Origin of the sequence: Labrys miyagiensis, from assembly GCF_030160835.1 — a bacterium.
GTDB lineage: Bacteria > Pseudomonadota > Alphaproteobacteria > Rhizobiales > Labraceae > Labrys > Labrys miyagiensis.
This window is the reverse complement of sequence record NZ_BSPC01000048.1, coordinates 114,555-134,046: the sequence shown is the minus strand read 5'-3', so window position 1 is coordinate 134,046 and position 19,492 is coordinate 114,555. Positions and strand designations below refer to the sequence as shown.

Sequence of the window (19,492 nt, the reverse complement as noted above, 5' to 3'; positions counted from 1 at the left end):
CCGATAGCAGCCGCCTTGATTCAACGCCTTGTCGCCCTGATCCTCCTGGCCATCTGCCTTGTCTCCTGCGGTGATGGGCTCGATCGGCAACAAGTCACCACCTGCCGGCAGACCTTGCCGGCCGTCAATCTCGATGCGGAGAAGATCTACGTCACAAAGGTCGGCCCGGCGCCGCCGCCTTATACGATGCGGATCGACTATCGCCTGACCCAGCAAGGGCAGACGAGCCCCTCCTTCGTGCTCTGCGGCTTCGGCCCGAGCGAGCGGGACGACAAGGTCATCGAACTGAAGATCCTCTCGACACCCACCGAGATCTTCTCGCCGATGAAGCTGCACATCCTCAACCGTTACTGGCTCGATCGCCACGACCTGTCCTACCCGGCCGATCCCGGGCCTGGTGATACCGAAGCCAATGTCCCCGAGGTGCCCAAGGCGCTCGCCTATCTCCTGCAGAGCGTCGCCAACGGCCTGCCGAACATGGCGATGACCACGCTCATCGCCGTGGCCTACGCCCTCATCTTCGGCCTGGTCGGGCGCATCAACCTCGCCTTCGGCGACTTCGCGGCCCTCGGCGGCATCGTCAGCATCGCCGCGGTGCTGACCATGCTGGCGCTCGGTTCGAACTCCCTGGCCCTCAACCTTGTCCTCGCGGCCCTGATCGGGGTGGGGCTGGCGGTGCTTGCCGGGCAGGTCGTCGAGCACCTCGTCTTCGCTCCCCTTGCCTTCCGGCGCGGCCAGTCCATCCTGATCGCGACAGTCGGCGTCGCCGCCATCATGCGCGAGCTCATGCGGCTGCTGGAAGGGCCTGAGAATCGCTGGGTCCCGCCGATCGACGCCATGCCTATCCCGCTGGTCAAGGCCGAGGGCTTCATCGTCAACGTCACGCCCATGCAGATCGGTGTCGGGCTCGGCGCCACGCTGCTGGCGCTGCTGGTTGCCAGGCTGATGCAGGTCAGCGAGTTCGGCCGGCGCTGGCGCGCCATCTCGGACGATGCGCTGATGGCCAACCTCCTGGGCATCTCCAGCCGCGGCATGCTGAGCCAGACCTTTGCCCTCGCCTCGGCCCTGGCCGGCCTCTCCGGCTTCATCATGACTGCCACCTATGGCGGCACCGATGCCTATAGCGGCGTGCTGATCGGCCTCAAGGGGCTGGTCGCGGCCGTGATCGGGGGCATCGGCTCGGTGCAAGGGGCCCTCCTGGGAGGCCTTGCGCTGGGTCTGTTCGAGATGGTCTGGCAGGCCTACCTGCCCATCGGGGATCGCGACGTCGCGGTGATGGTGGTGATGGTGGTGATGCTGATCTTCCGCCCCGGCGGTTTCCTCGGCTATGCGGAAACCGGTCCGCGCCAGGTCTGACGCGGCACCCTTGGGGGCGGCCCGATTACGCCATCAACGGGGCAGAATGCATTCAAATCTCCACGAGATGCTGGCAGTCGACGCGGGCCGGTGGTACGCTTCTGCAATTCGCAAGGAGCGTGGCGTTGAGCATAGAAATTCGGGACTCACCGCAATTCTATCTGACGGCCCCCTCGCCCTGCCCCTATCTGAAGGGCAGGCAGGAACGCAAGGTTTTCACCCACCTGATCGGCGAACGCGCTGCTCGACTCAATGACGTGCTGAGCCATGGTGGCTTCCGCCGTTCGCAGACCATCGCCTACCGCCCGGCCTGCGAAAACTGCAAGGCCTGTGTGTCCGTACGCGTGCCTGTGGCAGACTTCGTCCGCAGCAAATCCTTCCGGCGCACCTGGACTGATAACCAGGACGTCGTCTCGGACATGCGCAGCGCCACGCCGACATCCGAGCAATATTCCACCTTCCGCGCCTATCTCGACCTGCGCCATGCCGATGGCGGCATGGCCGACATGACAGTGCTTGACTATGCCATGATGGTCGAGGACACCCATGTGAACACGAGGCTGGTGGAATACCGGCTTACCGGCAAGAACCTCCCGCTCAACCGCCAGGGCGAGGGCCCGCTGATCGGCGTCTCCCTTACCGATATCCTCGCGGACGGCCTGTCGATGGTCTATTCCTTCTACGAGCCGGAGATGGCCGAGCGCAGCGTCGGCACCTACATGATCCTCGACCATATCGAACGCACCAAGACCATGGGCCTGCCCTATCTCTATCTGGGGTATTGGGTCGAGGGCTCGCGCAAGATGGCCTATAAGGGCCGCTTCCTGCCCCAGGAGCGCCTCGGCCCCAATGGCTGGGACCGCGTCGAGAAATAATCAGAAACATTCCTGAACGAGCGATGACGGGCGCACTCAAGCCTCGTTCAGTCGGCCCGGGCCATAGTTCCCTCACCGTAATGCCAGTGAGGGTACCGATGAATTTCCCCACCAAGACCATCTTTGCAGCCGCGCTCGCGATCGCCGGCCTGACTGCTACCGTTGAGACTTCCTCCGCTATGCCGCTGGGCCCGGCCGCGCCGGCTGCCGCGCCCCTGGTCCAGGATGTACGCTGGGGCTGCGGCCCGGGCTGGCACCCCAATCCCTGGGGCCGCTGCGTTCCCGATCGTCGCCCGGCCTATGCCTATGGCTATGGCTACCATCCACACTATTGGGGCCATCCCTTCTACCGGCCCTATCATCGCTGGTATCGTTACTAGAGGGTTTTTACCTTCAAATCGAATCACCGAGAATAGCAAAATGCATTTAGTGCCAAGCAGTTATTCTGGAAACCTGCCCCTGCTTGAATGCATTTTGCTCCAGAGTAGTTCCGGTTGGAGCCACCGGTTGTTGCGTCAATGGCTCCGGTCTGGAAAACGGCGTCCCTCGGGGCGCCGTTTTTCCTTGTGATCCGTCCGACCTTCCGAGGCATCAGGTCAACTGCGTTGACGCATCGCCAAGTTTGATCGATAGTTGCCTACCCCAACAATCTCGGCGGGGTTGCATGAAGACAAAAACAGACCTTGGAGGAACCGCGCTGGGGCAATCCTGTCCCGCCGCACTCATAGCCAGGCGCCCGCGCCCGCAATCCCGATTCGGGAAAACGTGGCAGCAAGGCAGCACCCTCCTGCAGAATGGATGGCGTCGCCAAACTTCATATCGCCCCTGACCCTCGTTGTGCGGTGGTTGCCTCCATGAAGATCAAGACACGTCTTCCGTTGCTGTTCACGGCGCCGCCGATGCTGACGCTGCTGTTCCTGTCGCTGGTGCCCACGGTCTACGCCATCAACATCGCTTTTGAGGATCGCGAGTTGAGCAGCGACGAAGTCGACTATGTCGGTTTTGCCAATTTCATCGACCTCTTCCACGACAACCGCTTCCTCAATTCCATCAAGGTGTCGCTGATGTGGGAGATTTCCACGGTCATCGCCACCATGGTGGTCTCGGTGGTGCTCGCCATCCTCCTGTTCGAGACGACCTCGCCGCGCATACGCAATATGCTCTGCGCCATCTTCATTATCCCGGTGCTGCTGCCGCGCGTCTCCGCCGCCTTCGTATGGAAATTCGCCTTCCACCCGCTGTTCGGCATCGCCGTCTATCCGATCCGGATGATCGCCGGTGAGCCGATCGATCTCCTGGCCGATCCGCGCACCGCCATGGCGACGGTGGCCATCGTCGACGTCTGGCAGTGGAGCCTCCTGTTCTGTGTCATCCTGGTGAAGCTCCTGGAGACCCTGCCGCAGCAGCCGCTCGAGGCGGCTCGCCTCGACCATGCCCGCACCTGGGAAGTTTATTTCTACATCGCCCTGCCGATGCTCGCCGCACCGCTCGTCAGCCTGACCTTCGTCAAGATGGTCGAGTCCTTGCGCGCCTTCGACCTCATCTATGTCATGACCCGCGGCGGGCCCGGCATCGCCACCGAGACGCTGGACATGTACGCCTTCTCGCAAGGCTTCATCGAATCCGGGCGCATTTCCTACGCCTCTTCCATGGCCGTGCTGATGATGGTCGCCACCACCATCGCCTTCACCATCATCTTCAAGCGGGTGAAAAAATGGCAAGAGGTCTGACGCGCTACCTGGCCTGGCTGATCATCGCCGTCCTGGTCTTCCTCACCCTCTTCCCGCTGTTCTGGACGCTGCTCAGCGCCTTCAAGAACCGTGTCGACATCGTCACCACCTCGCCGGTCTTCTTCTTCACGCCGACCCTCGACAACTTCACCTACATCCTCACCCGCGACAGTGTGCAGGCCGGGCTGATCAACTCGCTGATCGTCACCGGCTCGGCGGTCGCCATCGGCGCCGTGCTTGGCCTGCCCTGCGCCTATGCCGTGGCGCGCTATCCCATGAGGCTCGCCGACGACATCAAGTTCTTCGTGCTCTCGATGCGCTTCATGCCGCCTGTCGCCATCGCCGTGCCGCTGATGGTGATCTGGCTCAATCTCGGCCTCTATGACAGCAGGATCGCCCTGATCATCACCTATTCCCTGTCGACCCTCGCCACCACCGTCTGGCTCGCCATCCCCGCCTTCTCCCGCGTGCCGCGTGAAATCGAGGAAGCCGCCTATGTCGACGGCTACGGCCCCTATTCGATCTTCTTCCGTATCGCCATTCCCGTCGCCGCCAAGTCGCTGATCGGGGCGATCGTGTTCTCCTTCATCCTGGTGTGGAACGAGTTCTTCATTGCCCTGATGCTCACCACCTCGGACGCCAAAACACTGCCGATCGTCGCCTCCGAATTCACGCTGCTCGGCCGCGACGTGCCCTGGGGCATCCTCAACGCCTCCGTCATTCTGCTCTCGCTGCCGCCGCTGCTCTTCCTTGGTGTCATCTCGAGCTTCATCAACTCGGCCCTGAAATCACGAGACTGAAATGCGCGCGCTTGTCCTGGAAAAGAAAGACGTCCTCTCCATCCGCGATATCGACCTGCCTCAGGAGGTCGGTCCGCATGATGTGAAGATCCGCCTGCACACCGTCGGCATCTGCGGCAGCGACGTGCACTATTACACCCATGGCGGCATCGGTTCGCGCAAGGTCGAAGCGCCGATGGTGCTGGGCCACGAGGCCTCGGGCACGGTGGTCGAGGCCGGCTCGGCCGTGAAGAGCCTGAAGGTGGGCGACCGGGTCTGCATGGAGCCCGGCATCCCCGACATGAACTCCAAGGCCACACTGCTCGGCATGTACAATGTCGACCCTTCCGTGACCTTCTGGGCAACGCCCCCCATCCATGGCTGCCTGACGGGCTATGTCGTCCACCCCGCCGCCTTCACCTTCAAGCTGCCCGACAATGTGAGCTATGCCGAGGGCGCCATGGTCGAGCCCTTTGCAGTGGGCATGCAGGCCGCCGCGCGGGCGAAGATCAAGCCCGGCGATGTCGGCGTGGTGCTCGGCGCCGGACCCATCGGGATCATGGTGGCGCTGGCGGCTCTCGCAGGGGGTTGCAGCAAGGTCATCATCACCGATCTGCACCAGCCCAAGCTCGACATCGCCGGACGCTATCAAGGCATCATTCCCGTCAACGTCCGCAGCCAGGATGTGAAGGACGTCGTCAACCGCGAGACGGACAATTGGGGCGCCAATGTCGTGTTCGAGGCGAGCGGCGCGCCCAAGGCGATCGAGAGCGCGCCCACCCTCGCCTGCCCGGGCGGGGCGATCGTCTTCGTCGGCATCCCGGTCGATGCCTATCACCTCTCGATCCATGCCCTGATGGGCAAGGAGCTCAGGGTCGAGACCGTGTTCCGCTATGCCAATGTCTATGACCGGGCCATCAGCCTGATCGCATCCGGCAAGGTCGACCTCAAGCCCCTGATCTCCGGGACCTTCAACTTCGAGCAATCCATCCAGGCTTTCGAGCGCGCCGCTTCAGGCCGCCCCGAGGACGTCAAGCTGCAGATCGAGCTCGCATCCACGCAGGACTGGTAGTCTCCAGGATTGGTGTTCCTATGGCCGATATCTCGTTTCGCAAGGTCGTCAAGAAGTTCGGGGAAGTCGGCGTCGTGCACGACTTCAGCCTGGAGGTGACGGATCGCGAATTCATCGTCTTCCTCGGGCCCTCGGGTTGCGGCAAGTCGACCTTGTTGCGCATGCTCGCAGGGTTGGAGAACATTACCGGCGGCGAAATCGCGATTGGCGGCCGAGTGGTCAACGATCTCACGCCGCGCGAGCGCGATATCGCCATGGTGTTCCAGAACTACGCGCTCTATCCGCATATGAGCGTCTACGGCAACATCGCCTTCGGTCTCAAGCGCATGAAGATCGCGAAGGCCGAGATCGACAAGCGCGTGCATGCGGCCGCGGCCACGCTCGGCCTGGAGCCCTTCCTCCAGCGCAAGTCGACGGCGCTGTCGGGCGGCCAGCAGCAGCGCGTCGCCATCGCCCGGGCCATCGTTAAGACGCCGGGCGTCTTCCTGTTCGACGAGCCGCTGTCCAACCTCGATGCCAAGTTGCGCAACCATATGCGCGTGGAGATCGCCCGCCTGCACCAGCGCCTCAACACCACCACCGTCTATGTCACCCATGACCAGCTCGAGGCGATGACGCTGGCCGACCGCATCGTGCTCCTGCGCGACGGCGTGATCCAGCAGGTCGGCACGCCGCGCGAGATTTTCGAGCGCCCCCTGACCCAGTTCGTAGCCGCCTTCATCGGCACGCCCGCGATGAACTTCATCGATGTCGACCTGCGCGGCAATGGCGGTCTCGTGCTCGACCGCACCCGCTTCGACCTCGACGGCCGCAGCAAGGTGGTTGCCGGCATCCGGCCGGCCCATTTCCGGCAGGCCCCGCCCCAGGAGAACACCAACATTATCGAGGGCATTGTCGATCTCATCGAATTCCTCGGCAACGAGGCCCTGATCAGCCTGCAATATGCCGGCATCGAGCTCGGCATCCTGGTGCCGGCGGGCCAGTGCCCCGCTGTCGGCGACAAGGCGCGAATGACTTTCGATGCCGACAACGTGCATGTATTCGACGCGGAGAGCGGCATGTCGCTGCGGCGGCCGGAGGCGGGACGGTCGAGGGCGGTGGCATAGGCTTCCCGGGATCGCGGGCATCTCTGCCGCTCCTGGAAACGCAGCCTGTGGGATGGGAGTAGGCAGGCAAAGATGCCCATAGGCGCTAGCTTTGCAGGCCGAAGCGATGGAAACTGGAGGGGCGATCACCGATCGCCCTCTTCCTTCCCCGTAAGACGCCCCGTTTCCAGGATTGTCGATCAGTGATCGACACTCCCACGCCACGCTCCGCAAAGTTGACGCCCATGAGCAGGGTGCCAACGCCCCCAGGAAGACCTCAGCCCAGCCTCTCCATCGCCTGCTCTACCGCTCGGCGATCCGGCATCCCGTCCCAGCCATTGCCGAGCTCGCATTTGAGGCTCGCCGCGGCGCTGGCGAAGCGGGCCGCCTGCAACAGCGGCTGGCGTTCGGCGAGGGCCGCCGCGAGGGCGCCGTGGAAGACATCGCCGGCGCCGGTGGTGTCCTGTACCGTGACCGGCAGGGCGGGGACATGCGCCAGCCCGCCATCGGTCCACCAGATCGACCCCTCCGCTCCAAGCGTCACGCCGATCGTGGTGCCGAGGCTCTCCGCCAGCGCCTGGCAGCTCGCCGCATCGGGCGCGGCGCGCCTGCTGATCAGGGCGAAGCCGTCCTCGGAAAAGACCGGAAGACTGGAACGCCGGGCAAGATCGAACAGCTTGTCATGCTCGATCCCCTCCGCATCGAGCACCGAGGGCACTTTCGCCGCCCGGGCGGCATCGAGCAGGGCCACGGCGCCTTCATACCAGCTGATGTCGGCAAGAACCGCACCGGCCTTCGCCACCTGATCCAGTGGCAGATGCTCGGGCGAGCACGGCAGCGAGCCGTGGCCATAACCGACGATGAAGCGCTCGCCCTTGCGGTCGACGATGACGACGGCCGTCACCGTATCCGCACCGCTCCGGAACAAGGTGCCGGAAAGGCCCACGCCGTGGTGGAGCAGCCTCTCGCGCAGGAACTCGCTTTCCGAATCAGCCCCCATCCGGCTCCACAACTCGGCCGGCTGGTCGAGGACGGCGCAGGCCACCGCGGCTGTCGCCGCTGGCCCTCCACCCCGCTTGGCATGACGCAAGGCCGGAATCTTGATGGCCTGCTTGGGCATCTCCTCGATTTCGAGTACCTGGTCCAGCGTTGTCGTACCCACGCAGATCACGGGCCGGGATCTCGTTACCACACTTGCCACCGTCGTCGATCCATTCCTCGGCTACCAGCGCTGGGCCGGCCGTTTCCTCGAATTTCATAGTGCCGGGGAACAGGTTCCGATTCTTGACGATCGGCTTGCAAACGGGCCCGGACCGGGGCATTCCCACTCCCATGCTAGAATATCGCGCCGAAAAGGGGAAGCGCATTTCAAGACAGAAAATGGTGCGATAACAAGGACCTACGAGGACGGCACGGCCATCGGGCCGGGCATCGCTCCGCATGGATCAAAGCCGTGGTTTATCCGGGGTAAAGGCAGACAGCCACGTTGCGATGCGCCGGAACCCGGATAGGGTGGCGGGGATCGATCGCGTTGGGGGCCATGCCGGGCCGGGTTCACCAGGCAAGCTGCTTTCCGCATCGATATAACACCTGCGTCACGCTGTGATGGTGATGCTTGGGGCAGTATCCGCAGCCCTCTGGGGGAGCGCCTTATGCAGAAAAGGACGAAAGTCGTCTCGTCGTCCGGCTGTAGCAGCGTACCACGCCGCACGGGTCCCCGCGGACTAATCGAGCAAAACAAAAGCCCGGCTCGCAATCATGCAGCCGGGCTTGATTCTTATGGAGAAGTACCGAATGTATCAGCCAAGCCGGGCGAGGTCAGAAATATCGCCACGGCTAAAGCCGATTTCGGCCAAATCCTTGTCGGTCAGCATCTGATAGGCCGCCAGACGATTCTGGTAGGCCCGATAGGCCTGGTAACGGGCACGCAGAGCGGCAATAAGGCTCGCAAAAATCATGATCTCTCTCTCAAATCCGTTGTTTGTTGCAGTGCAATATAAAGATGCACCGCCTCAGCCGGTAGCGATGAGAGTGCATGGCTACCATGCGGCCACATCGCAACCACGCCCGTAAAAGGAGCAAAATTATCGCCTACCTGACCGCCCCCTCTTCCCAGCCATCGGCGTCGGGCCATCCCGTCCGGCCGGTTGCTACTCTAGCTACCGATCCATCATTCGCGATCGAGGAAAGTTCGCCCATGCCCCGTTTGTCGGCATTCACCGTGCCTCCAATCCTCGAGACGCCGCGCCTGATTTTGCGCGCGCATGGTCCCGGCGATCTGGAAAGCTGCACGGCGATGTGGTCGGAGCAGGCGGTGCTGCGCTATATCCGCAAGTCCCCCTATCCGCGCGAGGAAGTGTGGACGCGCATCCTGCGCTATGGCGGGCACTGGCAATGGCTGGGCTTCGGCTTCTGGGTCATCCTCGAAAAGATAACCGGTCAATTCATTGGCGAAGTCGGCATCCAGAACTTCGAGCGTGATATCGAACCGGAATTTCGGGGAACGCCCGAGCTCGGCTACAGCATCACCGGCACCAATCAAGGTAAAGGATACGCTACGGAAGCAGCGAAGACGGTTCTAAGCTGGTTCGATGGCCATATTGATATTCCCCATACCAATTGCATGACGAGCCCCGATAATATTCACTCGCAGCGCGTCGCGCTCAAATGCGGCTATGAATATGTACGGCAGTCCATTCATCAGGGCTCCCCCGTTGCAATGTTTCGCCGCCGTCGCGCCGCGCAGCCAGCGGCCTAGACCATTCCGAAAAACGCCACAACCTCTACCTGCTGACGTTACGGAGCAACTGCCGTCAACTGTGACATATTCATGCAATGCGCGCTGGGCGCGAGTGCCCGGCAAGCTTTGCCCGAAACAGAAACTTGGCTGATTACCCGAAAGTTCCGCTTTTTTCTTTCTCAGACTCAGTCTATCACTTGCGAGTGCCGTACCTTCGCCGCAATCCTAATCGCAAAAATAGGCATCCGGCTGAGGGTTATCCAGGAGTCGGCGGCGGATGTGATCCGCCGAGAGAGAGGGAGTTATTCAATGATTCGTTCCGCTATCGTTGTCGCCGGACTGGCGCTCGTCGGTGCCATGGCTGTCACAGCCCCCGCCAACGCGCTCACCATGAAGGAGTGCAGCACCAAGTATGAAGCGGCCAAGTCGGCCAACTCGCTCAACGGCATGAGCTGGAACGACTTCCGCAAGGCCCAGTGCGGTGCTGATGCGACGCCCGCCGCCATGCCGGCTGCGCCCGCTCCGGCTCCCGCCGCTCCGGCCCCTGCACCGACGACGACCATGGCCAAGCCGAAGCCGGTGGCCGTGAGTGGCATGTTCCCGAGCGCCATCGACCCGGAATTCGCCAACGGCAAGGATGCGAAGATCAAAACTTGTGGCAAGCACTGGAAGGCCCTCAAGGCCGCCGGACAAACCAACGGCATGAAGTGGGGCAGCAAGGGTGGCTACTGGAGCCAGTGCGCCGCTGCTCTCAAGGGCGTTAAGTAAGCGCCTCGCCTCAGCAGTCAACGCTGTACCAACAGAACCACGAGCCTCGGGCTCGTGGTTTTTTCGTCAAAGGGTGGCCTTTGCTCCGCTTCCCGCGACACTGGCCTCTCACGCCACCTTGACCCAGCCCCCCTTGCCGAAGCTGTCGGCAATGGCGTGCACGGTTTTCTCGATGGCGATGCCATCGTCGAAATCGAAGATCGAGGCCTGCTCGCCCCTGATCCGGCCGATCAACTCGCGGCACTCGATCACCTTGAGGTCGTTGAAGCCGAGGCCATGGCCCGGTGCGGGGATGAAGCGGTCATAGGGCTTGTGCACCGGCGCGCTGAGGATGGTGCGGAAGCCCTGCGTTTCCTCGGCGCCCTCTCGTTTGAAGAGCTGCACCTCGTTGAAGCGCTCCTGGTCGAAGACGATGCTGCCGCCCTCACCGAAGAGCTGCAACTGGATGCGCCCCTTGCGCCCCCAGGCGGCGCGATTGACGGTGAGCACACCTGAGGCGCCGTTGTCGAGACGCAGCAGGGCTGTGGCGATGTCGTAATTCTCAATGGCGCGGCGCCCCCCCTTGCCGTCAGGCCGCTCGGCATAGGGCCGCGACATTTCACCGAACACTTCAGCCACGCCGCCGAGCACGAAGCGCAGCAGGCTGAGCGGATGCACCGCGAAATCGTCGAGCGCACCATAGCCGGCGCTCGCCTCGTTGCGCATGGCGAAAGGCGCTTGGGCATCAGCCATGAAGTCCTCATCCATCTCCAGGCGGACATGGTTGACTGCGCCGATCGCCCCCTCCGAGATCAGCTTGCGAATCAGGCGCATCGCCGGGTTCTGGATATAGTTGTAGCCAAGTGCCGCCACCTTGCCGCTGGCGCGCCAGGCGGCATGCATGGCCTGCGCCTCCTCCAGGCGCGGCGCCATCGGCTTTTCACACCAGACATGCTTGCCGGCCTTGAGGGCTTCGATTGCCATTTCGGCATGGAAGCGATTCGGCGTCGTGATGGAGATGACGTCGACATCCGGATTGGCGAGAAGCTCGCGCCAGTCGCCGGTCGCGCTGGCGAAGCCGAACTCCCTGGCCTTGCTGAGCGCGAGATCCACCGAGGCCTCCGCCAGCGCCACCAGCCGCGGTCGCTCGACATCGCCGAAGGTCGAAGCCACCGCATTCCAGGCAAGCGCATGGCATTTCCCCATATAGCCTGTGCCTACCAGGCCGACGCCCAGCCCAGCCTTGTCCGTTCCGTTCATGCTTGCGTTTCCTGCCCTCGAATTATCAAAACACCGTCATCCGGCGACGGCATACCGCCATGGTATGGCCGCCATTCCCTATCATTGTGCATCGCAACAAGGATTTGCTGTATGCTGCAGCGCATCAAGATCGGCATAGATCGATTCGTCCTTGGAAGACCGGCGATAGCTGCCGGGCGAAGAGAACCTATCCGAACGGGGCTTCTGGCCGCATGCGGCCAGGTGCCAAGGGGACAACTGCCATGCTTTTTACTGGCTTCATCGCGGCGCTGATTGCCCGCTTCTATGACTACCAGGCCCAGCGCCTGCGCGACCGGCGCCTGCCGCCGATGCATTCCGACGAATCCCGGAACGGGGACGAAGACGAACCAGGCGCCGGCAAGTCCGGCCCGCTCGCCCGCAACTGCTGAAGGAAGGCCTGCCACCCCTGGATTGCTTCGCTTCGCTCGCAATGACGGGAGCGGCACCAGATTAACTCGCAGCGATTGCCCCGGCTCGGCCCTGTTCACGCCTCGGGGGCTTGCGCTAACCCGCCGCCTGCCGCAACCTTTGTACGCGGCCGGGCGCCGGGCGTGAGATCGATGCTCTCCCAAGACGCCGCATAGGACTTGCGGGGCGGCAACGGTGTCGCCCCGTCTTAGGAATGGGGCATTTGGATGGCTGAAGACGATACGCGCGACTTTGCCGACTTCTCGGCGCGTCTCGCCGACCGGGTCGAGCAACTGCCCAAGCGCCTGCGGCAGGTCGCCCATTTTGCCCGTGAGCACCCTGACGAGATCGCCCTGGGCACCGCCGCTTCGGTGGCGGAGAATGCAGGGGTGCAGGCTTCCACCCTGGTGCGCTTCGCCAAGACGCTCGGCTATGCCGGCTTCTCGGACCTGCAGCAGGTCTTCCTGGCGCGGCTGAAGGAACGCTTCCCCGACTATCGCCAGCGCGTGGCCCTGCTGCGCGCCGACGCCAGTGCGGGCTCGTTGTCCGGCCCTCTGCTGAATGGCTTTGCCGATGCCGCGAACCTGTCGATAGAGCGCCTGCGCGCCTCCGCCGACACCGCCAGGATGGATGCAGCGATCGAATTGCTGGCGGGCGCCGAGATCATCCACCTGCTGGCGGCTCGTCGCCTCTTCCCTGTTGCGGCCTATCTCGCCTATGCCTTCGGCAATCTGGGCCAGCGCTGTGCCCTGGTCGACCATGTCGGCCAACTCGGCCGCGAGCAGATCGGTCTCGCCGGGCCAAGAGATGTGGTCCTGGCGATTTCCTATGCGCCCTATTCGCCGGACACGATTCAGTTCGCGACCCTCGCCTCCCAACGCGGCACCCCCGTGGTGGCCATCACCGACAGCCCCTCCAGCCCCCTCGCACGCCTGGCGAGGATACGCCTCGATGTCGAAGAGGCTGATCATGGCGCCTTCCGTTCGCTGGCCGCGACCTTCGCGCTGGCGATGACCCTTGCGGTCGGCACCGCCGAGCACAAGGGCCGCGATTGAGGCAGGCTGGGCTCTCGCTGCCATGGTTCCATCCCGGCGTCTGAAGATGACAATGCGTCTCAGAGCTTCACTGTCTGGCCGCTCTTGGCCGATTCGGTCGCCGCATCGGCCAGAACCTGGGCCTTGAGGCCATCCTCGCCTGACGGATTGGGCGCCTTGCCCGCGGCAATGGCGTCGAGGAAGGCGGTCATTTCGAGGCGGTAGGCCTCGGCATAGCGTTCCAGGAAGAAGTCCTGGATGGGATCGGCGAGGAAGCCGGCCCCGGTCGCCACCTCGACGGTGGTGCGCGGCACATTGTGGGCACGGATCAGGCCCTTGGAGCCATGCACCTCGATGCGCTGGTCGTAGCCATAGGTGGCCCGGCGCGAATTGGAAATCTGGGCGATCTTGCCCGAAGCGGTCTTTAAGAGCACGGCGGCGGTATCGACGTCGCCCGCCTTGCCGATGGCGGGGTCGACCAGGGCCGAGGCCACCGCATGCACTTCCACCGGATCCTCCGCCAGCAGGAAGCGGGCGAGATCGAGGTCATGGATCATCATGTCGCGGAAGAGACCGCCCGAGGTCTCGATATAGGAGACCGGCGGCGGGGCGGGATCGCGCGAGATGATGGTGAGAAGCTCGACCTCGCCGATCACGCCGTCGACGATACGCTGCTTGAGATTGGCGAAATTCGGGTCGAAGCGGCGGTTGAAGCCGATCATCAAGGGCTTGCCAGCCTTGGCGACTTCGGCGAGGCAGGCGCGGATGCGCTCGGACGACAGGTCCACCGGCTTTTCACAGAACACCGCCTTGCCGGCCTTGGCCGCCTTTTCGATGAAATCGGCGTGGGTCGTGGTCGGCGTGCAGATCAGCACCGCATCGACATCGGGTGCCGCGATGGCTTCCTCGATGGAGCTGACGCGGGCGCCTGTTTCGGCCGCCAGGGCTTCCGCCGAGGGCTGATGCGGGTCGGAGACCGAGACGAGCTTCGCCTGCGGATGCAGCGCGGCATTGCGCCCGTGGATCTTGCCGATGCGGCCGGCGCCAAGAAGTGCGAGACGAACCATTTCTCTCCCCTATAATCAATGTTTGGCCCGATAATCCGGGCGGCGGTCATGCAGGATCATAGCCGACAGAGGCCATCCTCAAAGGGTTTCGCGCCCTTTTGGCGGGCTGAAAACCGGCTTCCTGCTTCGTTCCAAAATATGGCATTTTTATTCTATATTGACAACACAATAGAATATATGTTTCATTTTTGGAGCGTGAGGCAAGGAAGCGCCGAGCCTCACATCGGCGCGGCTGCATGCCTGTGCGATAACAAGAAAAACGCGGCCCTGCCGGTATGGCTGGTCGCGACGAGGATGCGTCTTTCGCTGACCGGGATCGTCCGGACTGGTCGGCACATCTGGAGGTCAGGATGAACATGCCCGCACTCGATGTCATCACCATTGGCCGCTCCTCGGTGGACCTTTATGGCCAGCAGGTCGGCGGACGCCTCGAAGACATGGCCTCCTTTTCCAAGGCCGTGGGTGGCTGCCCCGCCAATATCGCCATTGGTACGGCCAGGCTTGGCCTGAAATCGGCACTGATCACCCGCGTTGGGGACGAGGCCATGGGCCGCTTCATCCGCGAGCAGATGGAACGCGAAGGCGTCGAGACCAGCGGCATCCACACCGACCCTGCCCGTCTGACCGCCCTCGTGGTGCTCGGCGTGCGCGACGAGAAGCAATTCCCCCTCATCTTCTATCGCGACAATTGCGCCGATATGGCGCTCGATGAAAGCGATATCGACGAGGCCTTCATCGCTTCGGCCGGCGCCATCGTGGTCACCGGCACCCATTTCTCTAAGCCGAACACCGACGCGGCCCAGCGCCGGGCCATCGCTTTTGCCAAGAAGCACGGCCGCAAGGTGGTGTTCGATGTCGACTACCGCCCCAATCTCTGGGGCCTCGCCGGCCATGGCGCGGGCGAGGAGCGCTACATCAAGGCCGACCATGTCACTGCCCATCTCCAGGCCATCCTGCCCGATTGCGACCTGATCGTCGGCACCGAGGAGGAACTGGCGATCGCCGGCGGGTCGGAGGATACGCTGGAGACGCTGCGCCGCATCCGCGCCGTCTCCAGGGCCACCATCGTGTGCAAGCGCGGCCCGATGGGCTGCGTGGTCTTCCCGCGCGACATCCCCGCCAGCCTCGAAGACGGCATCAAGGGTCCGGGCTTTCCGGTCGAGGTCTACAATGTGCTGGGTGCGGGCGACGCCTTCATGTCCGGCTTCCTGCGTGGCTGGCTCAAGGGCGAGCCCCTGGAGACGGCCTGCGCATACGCCAATGCCAGCGGCGCCTTCGCAGTCTCGCGCCTGCTCTGCTCGCCGGAGATCCCGACCTTCACCGAGCTGCAATATTTCCTCAAGCAAGGCAGCAAGGAGCGGGCCCTGCGCAAGGACGCAGCTCTCAACCATGTGCATTGGGCCACCACCCGCCGCCCCGCCGCCGAAGGCCTGATGGCTCTTGCCATCGACCACCGCGCCCAGATGGAAGCCATGGCGGACGAAGCTGGCGTGCCGCGCGAGAAGATCGCGGCTTTCAAGGTGCTCGCCGTGAAGGCGGCCGCCAAGGTCGCCGGAGGGCAGCCGGGCTTCGGCATGCTGATCGACGGCAATTACGGTCGCGAGGCCCTGTTCCGCGCCGCCGATCACCCGTTCTGGATCGGCCGTCCCGTGGAACTGCCGGGCTCCCGCCCGCTCGAATTCGAGGGTGGCGACGATGTCGGCACCAGCCTGATCGAGTGGCCTGTGGGCCACACCATCAAATGCCTGTGCTTCTACCATCCGGACGACCCGCCGGCGCTGAAGGAGCAGCAGGAACGGCAATTGCTACGCCTCTATGCGGCGGCGCGTACCGTGGGCCGCGAGCTCCTCGTGGAGATCATCGCCGGCAAGCACGGCCCCCTGAAGGACGACACGGTGTCGAGCGTGGTGCAGCGCCTCTACGATCTCGGCATCAAGCCGGACTGGTGGAAGCTCGAGCCCCTGAAGACGCCTGCGGCGTGGCGCGCGGTGGCCGACGTGATCGAGAACAACGATCCGCTTTGCCGTGGCATCGTGCTGCTCGGCCTTGAGGCGCCGGAGGAAGATCTCGAAGCCGCCTTCGCCGCCGCCGCCAGCGAGCCACTGGTCAAGGGCTTCGCGGTCGGCCGCACCATCTTCAACGAACCGGCCCGCGCATGGCTGCGCGGTAGCCTCAGCGACGAGGCCGCCATCGAAGCCATGGCCTCGAAATTCGCCCGGCTGGTGGGCGCCTGGGAGGCTGCCTCGAGGCACGCCGCAGCGGCGCAATAGGGTTCGCCCGTAACGGTGGCCCGCGCTATGATGCGGTCTTCAAAATGACCATGACATTGCAGTCTGCCTTTCAATAACAAGACTTTAGAGACCCTGGCTCAACCGTTTTCACGGTTGCCTCACCTGAATATAGGGAGAGTTCTCGTGGCAACGATCCGCCTCACAATGGCCCAGGCCCTGGTCCGCTTTCTTACCGCCCAGAAGACGGTGGTCGACGGAAAGACCGTGCCAGTATTCGCCGGTGTCTTTGCCATTTTCGGGCATGGCAATGTCGCCGGCATGGGCGAGGCCCTCTACCAGGTGCGCGATACCCTGCCGACCTATCGTGCCCATAACGAACAGTCGATGGCCCATGCCGCCACCGCCTATGCCAAGGCGATGCGCCGCCGCCGCATGATGGCCTGCACCACCTCAATTGGCCCCGGCGCCACAAATCTGGTGACCGCGGCGGCCGTCGCCCATGTCAACCGCATCCCCCTCCTCCTCCTGCCCGGCGATGTCTTCGCCAACCGCCGGCCGGATCCGGTGCTGCAGCAGTTGGAGGATTTCGGCGACGGCACGGTGACGCCCAACGACGTCTTCCGCCCCGTCTCGCGCTATTTCGATCGCATCACCAGGCCCGAGCAGATCATCCCGGCGCTGGCGCGCGCCATGACCGTGCTGACCGACCCGGCCGAATGTGGCCCGGTGACCCTGGCCCTCTGCCAGGACGTGCAGGCCGAGGCCTATGACTATCCCGCCTCATTCTTCGAGGAGCGCATCTGGTCCAGCCGACGTCAACGCCCGGACGAAGACGAACTCGCGGCAGCCATCGCGGCCCTCAGGGCTGCCCAAAAGCCGGTGATCGTGACGGGCGGCGGCACCCTCTATTCCGAAGCCGAGGCAACTCTGGCGGCCTTTGCCGACAAGCATGGCATTCCCGTCGGCGAGACGCAGGCAGGCAAGAGCGCGCTGTCCCACGACAATCCGCTCGGCATGGGCGCCATCGGCGTCACCGGCACCGGCGCGGCCAATGAACTGGCCGCGGATGCCGATCTGGTGCTCGCCGTCGGCACCCGCCTGCAGGATTTCACCACCGGCTCCTGGGCCCTGTTCAAGGGCGACAAGCACCGGATCGTCGGCCTCAACACCCAGCCTTTCGACGCGGCCAAGCACAAGGCGCTGCCCCTGGTCTGTGATGCCAGGGTGGGACTTGAACTGCTCTCCGCCGGCCTCGGCAGCTGGAAGGCGCCGGCCGCCTGGACGCAGAAGGCGATCGAGGGCCGCGGCGCCTGGCTGAAGACGGCGGCGCGCTACACCGATGCCAGCAATGCCGAGTTGCCTTCCGACGCCCAGGTCGTCGGCGCCGTGCAGCGCGCCGGCAAGCCCTCCGACATCGTGGTCTGCGCTGCCGGCGGCCTGCCGGGCGAGTTGCACAAGCTCTGGCAGCCGGGTGCGCCGGGCGGCTACCATATGGAATATGGCTATTCCTGCATGGGCTATGAGATCGCCGGCGGCCTCGGCGTCAAGCTGGCGCAGCCCGACCGCGAGGTTATCGTCATGGTCGGTGACGGCTCCTATCTGATGGCCAATTCCGAGATTGCCACCTCGATCATGGCTGGGGCCAAGCTCACCATCGTCGTGCTCGACAATCGCGGCTATGGCTGCATCAACCGTCTGCAGCGCGCCACCGGCGGCGAGAGCTTCAACAATCTCCTGCGCGATACCCGCCATGAGGAACTGCCCGACATCGACTTCACCGCCCATGCTGCCAGCCTTGGCGCCCATGCCGTCAAGGTGAAGAGCCTCGCCGAGCTCGAAGCGGCGGTGACGGTCGCGCGCGGACATAGCCGCACCTCGGTCGTCGTCATCGATACCGATCCGCTCGAATCGACCGATGCGGGCGGGGCCTGGTGGGATGTCGCGGTGCCGGAAGTCTCGGTGCGCCCGCAGGTCGAGGCCGCCCACGCCAACTATGTCAAGGCCAAGACCTTGCAGAGCATCGGCGACTAGCCTGGGGGCGGGTCGTCGGATCCGCCTTCTTCCAATCTTCCAGACGACAGGCGGGTCTGAAGACCCGCCCCCCAAATAAACCGGAGCCTTCCTTATGCCTATCCGCATCGGCGCCAACCCCATCGGCTGGTCGAATGACGACATGCCGGAGATCGGAGGCGATACGCCGCTCGAAACTTGCCTGGCGGAGGCCGAGGAAGTGGGCTTCGAGGGCATGGAGCTCGGCAACAAGTTCCCTCGCCAGGCCCCTGCCCTCAAGGCGGCGCTCGCGCCCTATGGCCTCGCCTGCGTCGGCGGCTGGCATTCGATCGAATTGCTGGAGCGCGACGAGCATGCCGAATTCGCCGCCGCCCGCGCTCATATCGACCTGCTCAAGGCGATGGGCACCACCGTGTTCATCGTGGCGGAGACCTCGAACGCCATTCATGGCGACAAGTCGAAGCCCCTTTCACAACGCCCGAAACTCGCTGACGGCGACTGGGCCGAGTATGGCCGCCGCCTCACGGCCTATGCCGAGATGTTGCAGGGCGAAGGCCTGCAGCTCGATTACCACCACCATATGGGCACGATCGTGCAGTCGCAGGCCGACATCGATCATTTCATGGCCGCGACCGGCCCGGCCGTGCATCTCCTGCTCGACACCGGCCACGCGACCTGGGGAGGCTCGGACCCGGCAGACCTCGCCCGCCGCTATCGCAGCCGCATCAGCCATGTCCACACCAAGGATATACGCGCCGATGTACGTGCGCGTTCGGATGCCGGGGACTGGAGCTTCCTCGATAGCGTGCTCGAGGGCGTCTATACCGTGCCGGGCGACGGCATGATCGACTTTGCCTCCGTCTTCAAGGAACTCGACGGCTATTCGGGCTGGGTTATCGTGGAAGCGGAGCAGGATCCCAAAAAGGCCAACCCGCTGAAATATGCCAAGGCTGGTTATGCCCATTTGAAGAAGGTGCTGGCGGAAGCGGCACTGGTTTAACCTGGGAGCGCGGACATCCTGTCCGCTCTTCCTCTGTCGCAAGACGAGTTGTTTCTGAGAGCGGACGTCGCCGCCAC

Annotated in this window: 18 protein-coding genes; 14 read left to right on the top strand and 4 right to left on the bottom strand. The window is 63.8% G+C overall.

All coding sequences use genetic code 11. From position 1 onward, the window contains the following. Positions 1-15 precede the first annotated feature (15 nt). The 7 genes from QQL24_RS21805 to QQL24_RS21775 all read left to right on the top strand — a co-directional run bounded on the left by QQL24_RS21805 (position 16) and on the right by QQL24_RS21775 (position 6,918). Entirely contained in the window at positions 16-1,356 is a 1,341-nt protein-coding gene (locus QQL24_RS21805; protein WP_284314403.1) for a branched-chain amino acid ABC transporter permease, read from the top strand. Between the two features lie 125 nt (positions 1,357-1,481). Further along, positions 1,482-2,231, top strand: coding sequence for an arginyltransferase (locus QQL24_RS21800; RefSeq protein WP_284314402.1), 750 nt, complete (start codon positions 1,482-1,484; stop codon positions 2,229-2,231). 98 nt (positions 2,232-2,329) lie between these two features. After that, a complete protein-coding gene (locus tag QQL24_RS21795; protein ID WP_284314401.1) occupies positions 2,330-2,611 on the top strand; it encodes a GCG_CRPN prefix-to-repeats domain-containing protein in 282 nt (93 codons plus the stop codon). A gap of 474 nt (positions 2,612-3,085) precedes the next feature. Further along, positions 3,086-3,961 (top strand): carbohydrate ABC transporter permease, encoded by an 876-nt coding sequence (locus QQL24_RS21790; RefSeq protein ID WP_284314400.1) that lies wholly within the window; start codon positions 3,086-3,088, stop codon positions 3,959-3,961. Next, positions 3,946-4,761: a carbohydrate ABC transporter permease gene (locus tag QQL24_RS21785; RefSeq protein ID WP_284314399.1), complete on the top strand. Its 816-nt coding sequence runs from the start codon at positions 3,946-3,948 to the stop codon at positions 4,759-4,761. The genes QQL24_RS21790 and QQL24_RS21785 overlap by 16 nt, the downstream gene beginning before the upstream one ends. A 1-nt stretch (position 4,762) precedes the next feature. Further along, a complete protein-coding gene (locus QQL24_RS21780) occupies positions 4,763-5,812 on the top strand; it encodes an NAD(P)-dependent alcohol dehydrogenase (protein ID WP_284314398.1) in 1,050 nt (349 codons plus the stop codon). Between the two features lie 20 nt (positions 5,813-5,832). Further along, positions 5,833-6,918: an ABC transporter ATP-binding protein gene (locus QQL24_RS21775; RefSeq protein WP_284314397.1), complete on the top strand. Its 1,086-nt coding sequence runs from the start codon at positions 5,833-5,835 to the stop codon at positions 6,916-6,918. Between the two features lie 256 nt (positions 6,919-7,174). On the opposite strand, the gene QQL24_RS21770 is transcribed toward QQL24_RS21775, so the two are convergent. Further along, entirely contained in the window at positions 7,175-8,089 is a 915-nt protein-coding gene (locus QQL24_RS21770; protein ID WP_284314396.1) for a PfkB family carbohydrate kinase, read from the bottom strand. 607 nt (positions 8,090-8,696) lie between these two features. Then, positions 8,697-8,855 (bottom strand): hypothetical protein, encoded by a 159-nt coding sequence (locus QQL24_RS21765; RefSeq protein WP_284314395.1) that lies wholly within the window; start codon positions 8,853-8,855, stop codon positions 8,697-8,699. 239 nt (positions 8,856-9,094) lie between these two features. Between QQL24_RS21765 and QQL24_RS21760 the strand changes: the two genes are divergently transcribed. Both QQL24_RS21760 and QQL24_RS21755 read left to right on the top strand, forming a co-directional pair. Further along, the gene (locus QQL24_RS21760) at positions 9,095-9,655 is read left to right on the top strand and encodes a GNAT family N-acetyltransferase (RefSeq protein WP_284314394.1); all 561 of its coding nucleotides are present in this window, start codon (positions 9,095-9,097) and stop codon (positions 9,653-9,655) included. Between the two features lie 291 nt (positions 9,656-9,946). Continuing rightward, the gene (locus tag QQL24_RS21755; RefSeq protein WP_284314393.1) at positions 9,947-10,405 is read left to right on the top strand and encodes a hypothetical protein; all 459 of its coding nucleotides are present in this window, start codon (positions 9,947-9,949) and stop codon (positions 10,403-10,405) included. 108 nt (positions 10,406-10,513) lie between these two features. Here QQL24_RS21755 and QQL24_RS21750 read toward each other — a convergent pair whose 3' ends face one another. Continuing rightward, on the bottom strand, positions 10,514-11,644 hold the full coding sequence (locus QQL24_RS21750) for a Gfo/Idh/MocA family protein (RefSeq protein WP_284314392.1): 1,131 nt from the start codon (positions 11,642-11,644) through the stop codon (positions 10,514-10,516). Between the two features lie 242 nt (positions 11,645-11,886). Here QQL24_RS21750 and QQL24_RS21745 point away from each other — a divergent pair, with 242 nt between their 5' ends. Further along, the gene (locus QQL24_RS21745) at positions 11,887-12,054 is read left to right on the top strand and encodes a hypothetical protein (protein WP_284314391.1); all 168 of its coding nucleotides are present in this window, start codon (positions 11,887-11,889) and stop codon (positions 12,052-12,054) included. 246 nt (positions 12,055-12,300) lie between these two features. Then, entirely contained in the window at positions 12,301-13,128 is an 828-nt protein-coding gene (locus QQL24_RS21740; protein ID WP_284314390.1) for a MurR/RpiR family transcriptional regulator, read from the top strand. A 59-nt stretch (positions 13,129-13,187) separates the two neighbouring features. On the opposite strand, the gene iolG is transcribed toward QQL24_RS21740, so the two are convergent. Further along, entirely contained in the window at positions 13,188-14,174 is a 987-nt protein-coding gene (iolG, locus tag QQL24_RS21735) for an inositol 2-dehydrogenase (protein WP_284314389.1), read from the bottom strand. A 350-nt stretch (positions 14,175-14,524) separates the two neighbouring features. Here iolG and QQL24_RS21730 point away from each other — a divergent pair, with 350 nt between their 5' ends. The 3 genes from QQL24_RS21730 (at position 14,525) to iolE (ending at position 19,415) form a co-directional block, all read left to right on the top strand. Continuing rightward, positions 14,525-16,444 carry a bifunctional 5-dehydro-2-deoxygluconokinase/5-dehydro-2-deoxyphosphogluconate aldolase gene (locus QQL24_RS21730; RefSeq protein ID WP_284314388.1) on the top strand — a complete coding sequence of 640 codons (1,920 nt, stop codon included), beginning with the start codon at positions 14,525-14,527 and terminating at the stop codon, positions 16,442-16,444. Between the two features lie 165 nt (positions 16,445-16,609). After that, complete coding sequence (iolD, locus tag QQL24_RS21725) at positions 16,610-18,436, top strand: 3D-(3,5/4)-trihydroxycyclohexane-1,2-dione acylhydrolase (decyclizing) (protein WP_284314487.1); 1,827 nt, start codon at positions 16,610-16,612, stop codon at positions 18,434-18,436. 94 nt (positions 18,437-18,530) lie between these two features. Continuing rightward, positions 18,531-19,415 carry a myo-inosose-2 dehydratase gene (gene iolE / locus QQL24_RS21720; RefSeq protein ID WP_284314387.1) on the top strand — a complete coding sequence of 295 codons (885 nt, stop codon included), beginning with the start codon at positions 18,531-18,533 and terminating at the stop codon, positions 19,413-19,415. The last annotated feature ends 77 nt before the right edge of the window (positions 19,416-19,492 follow it).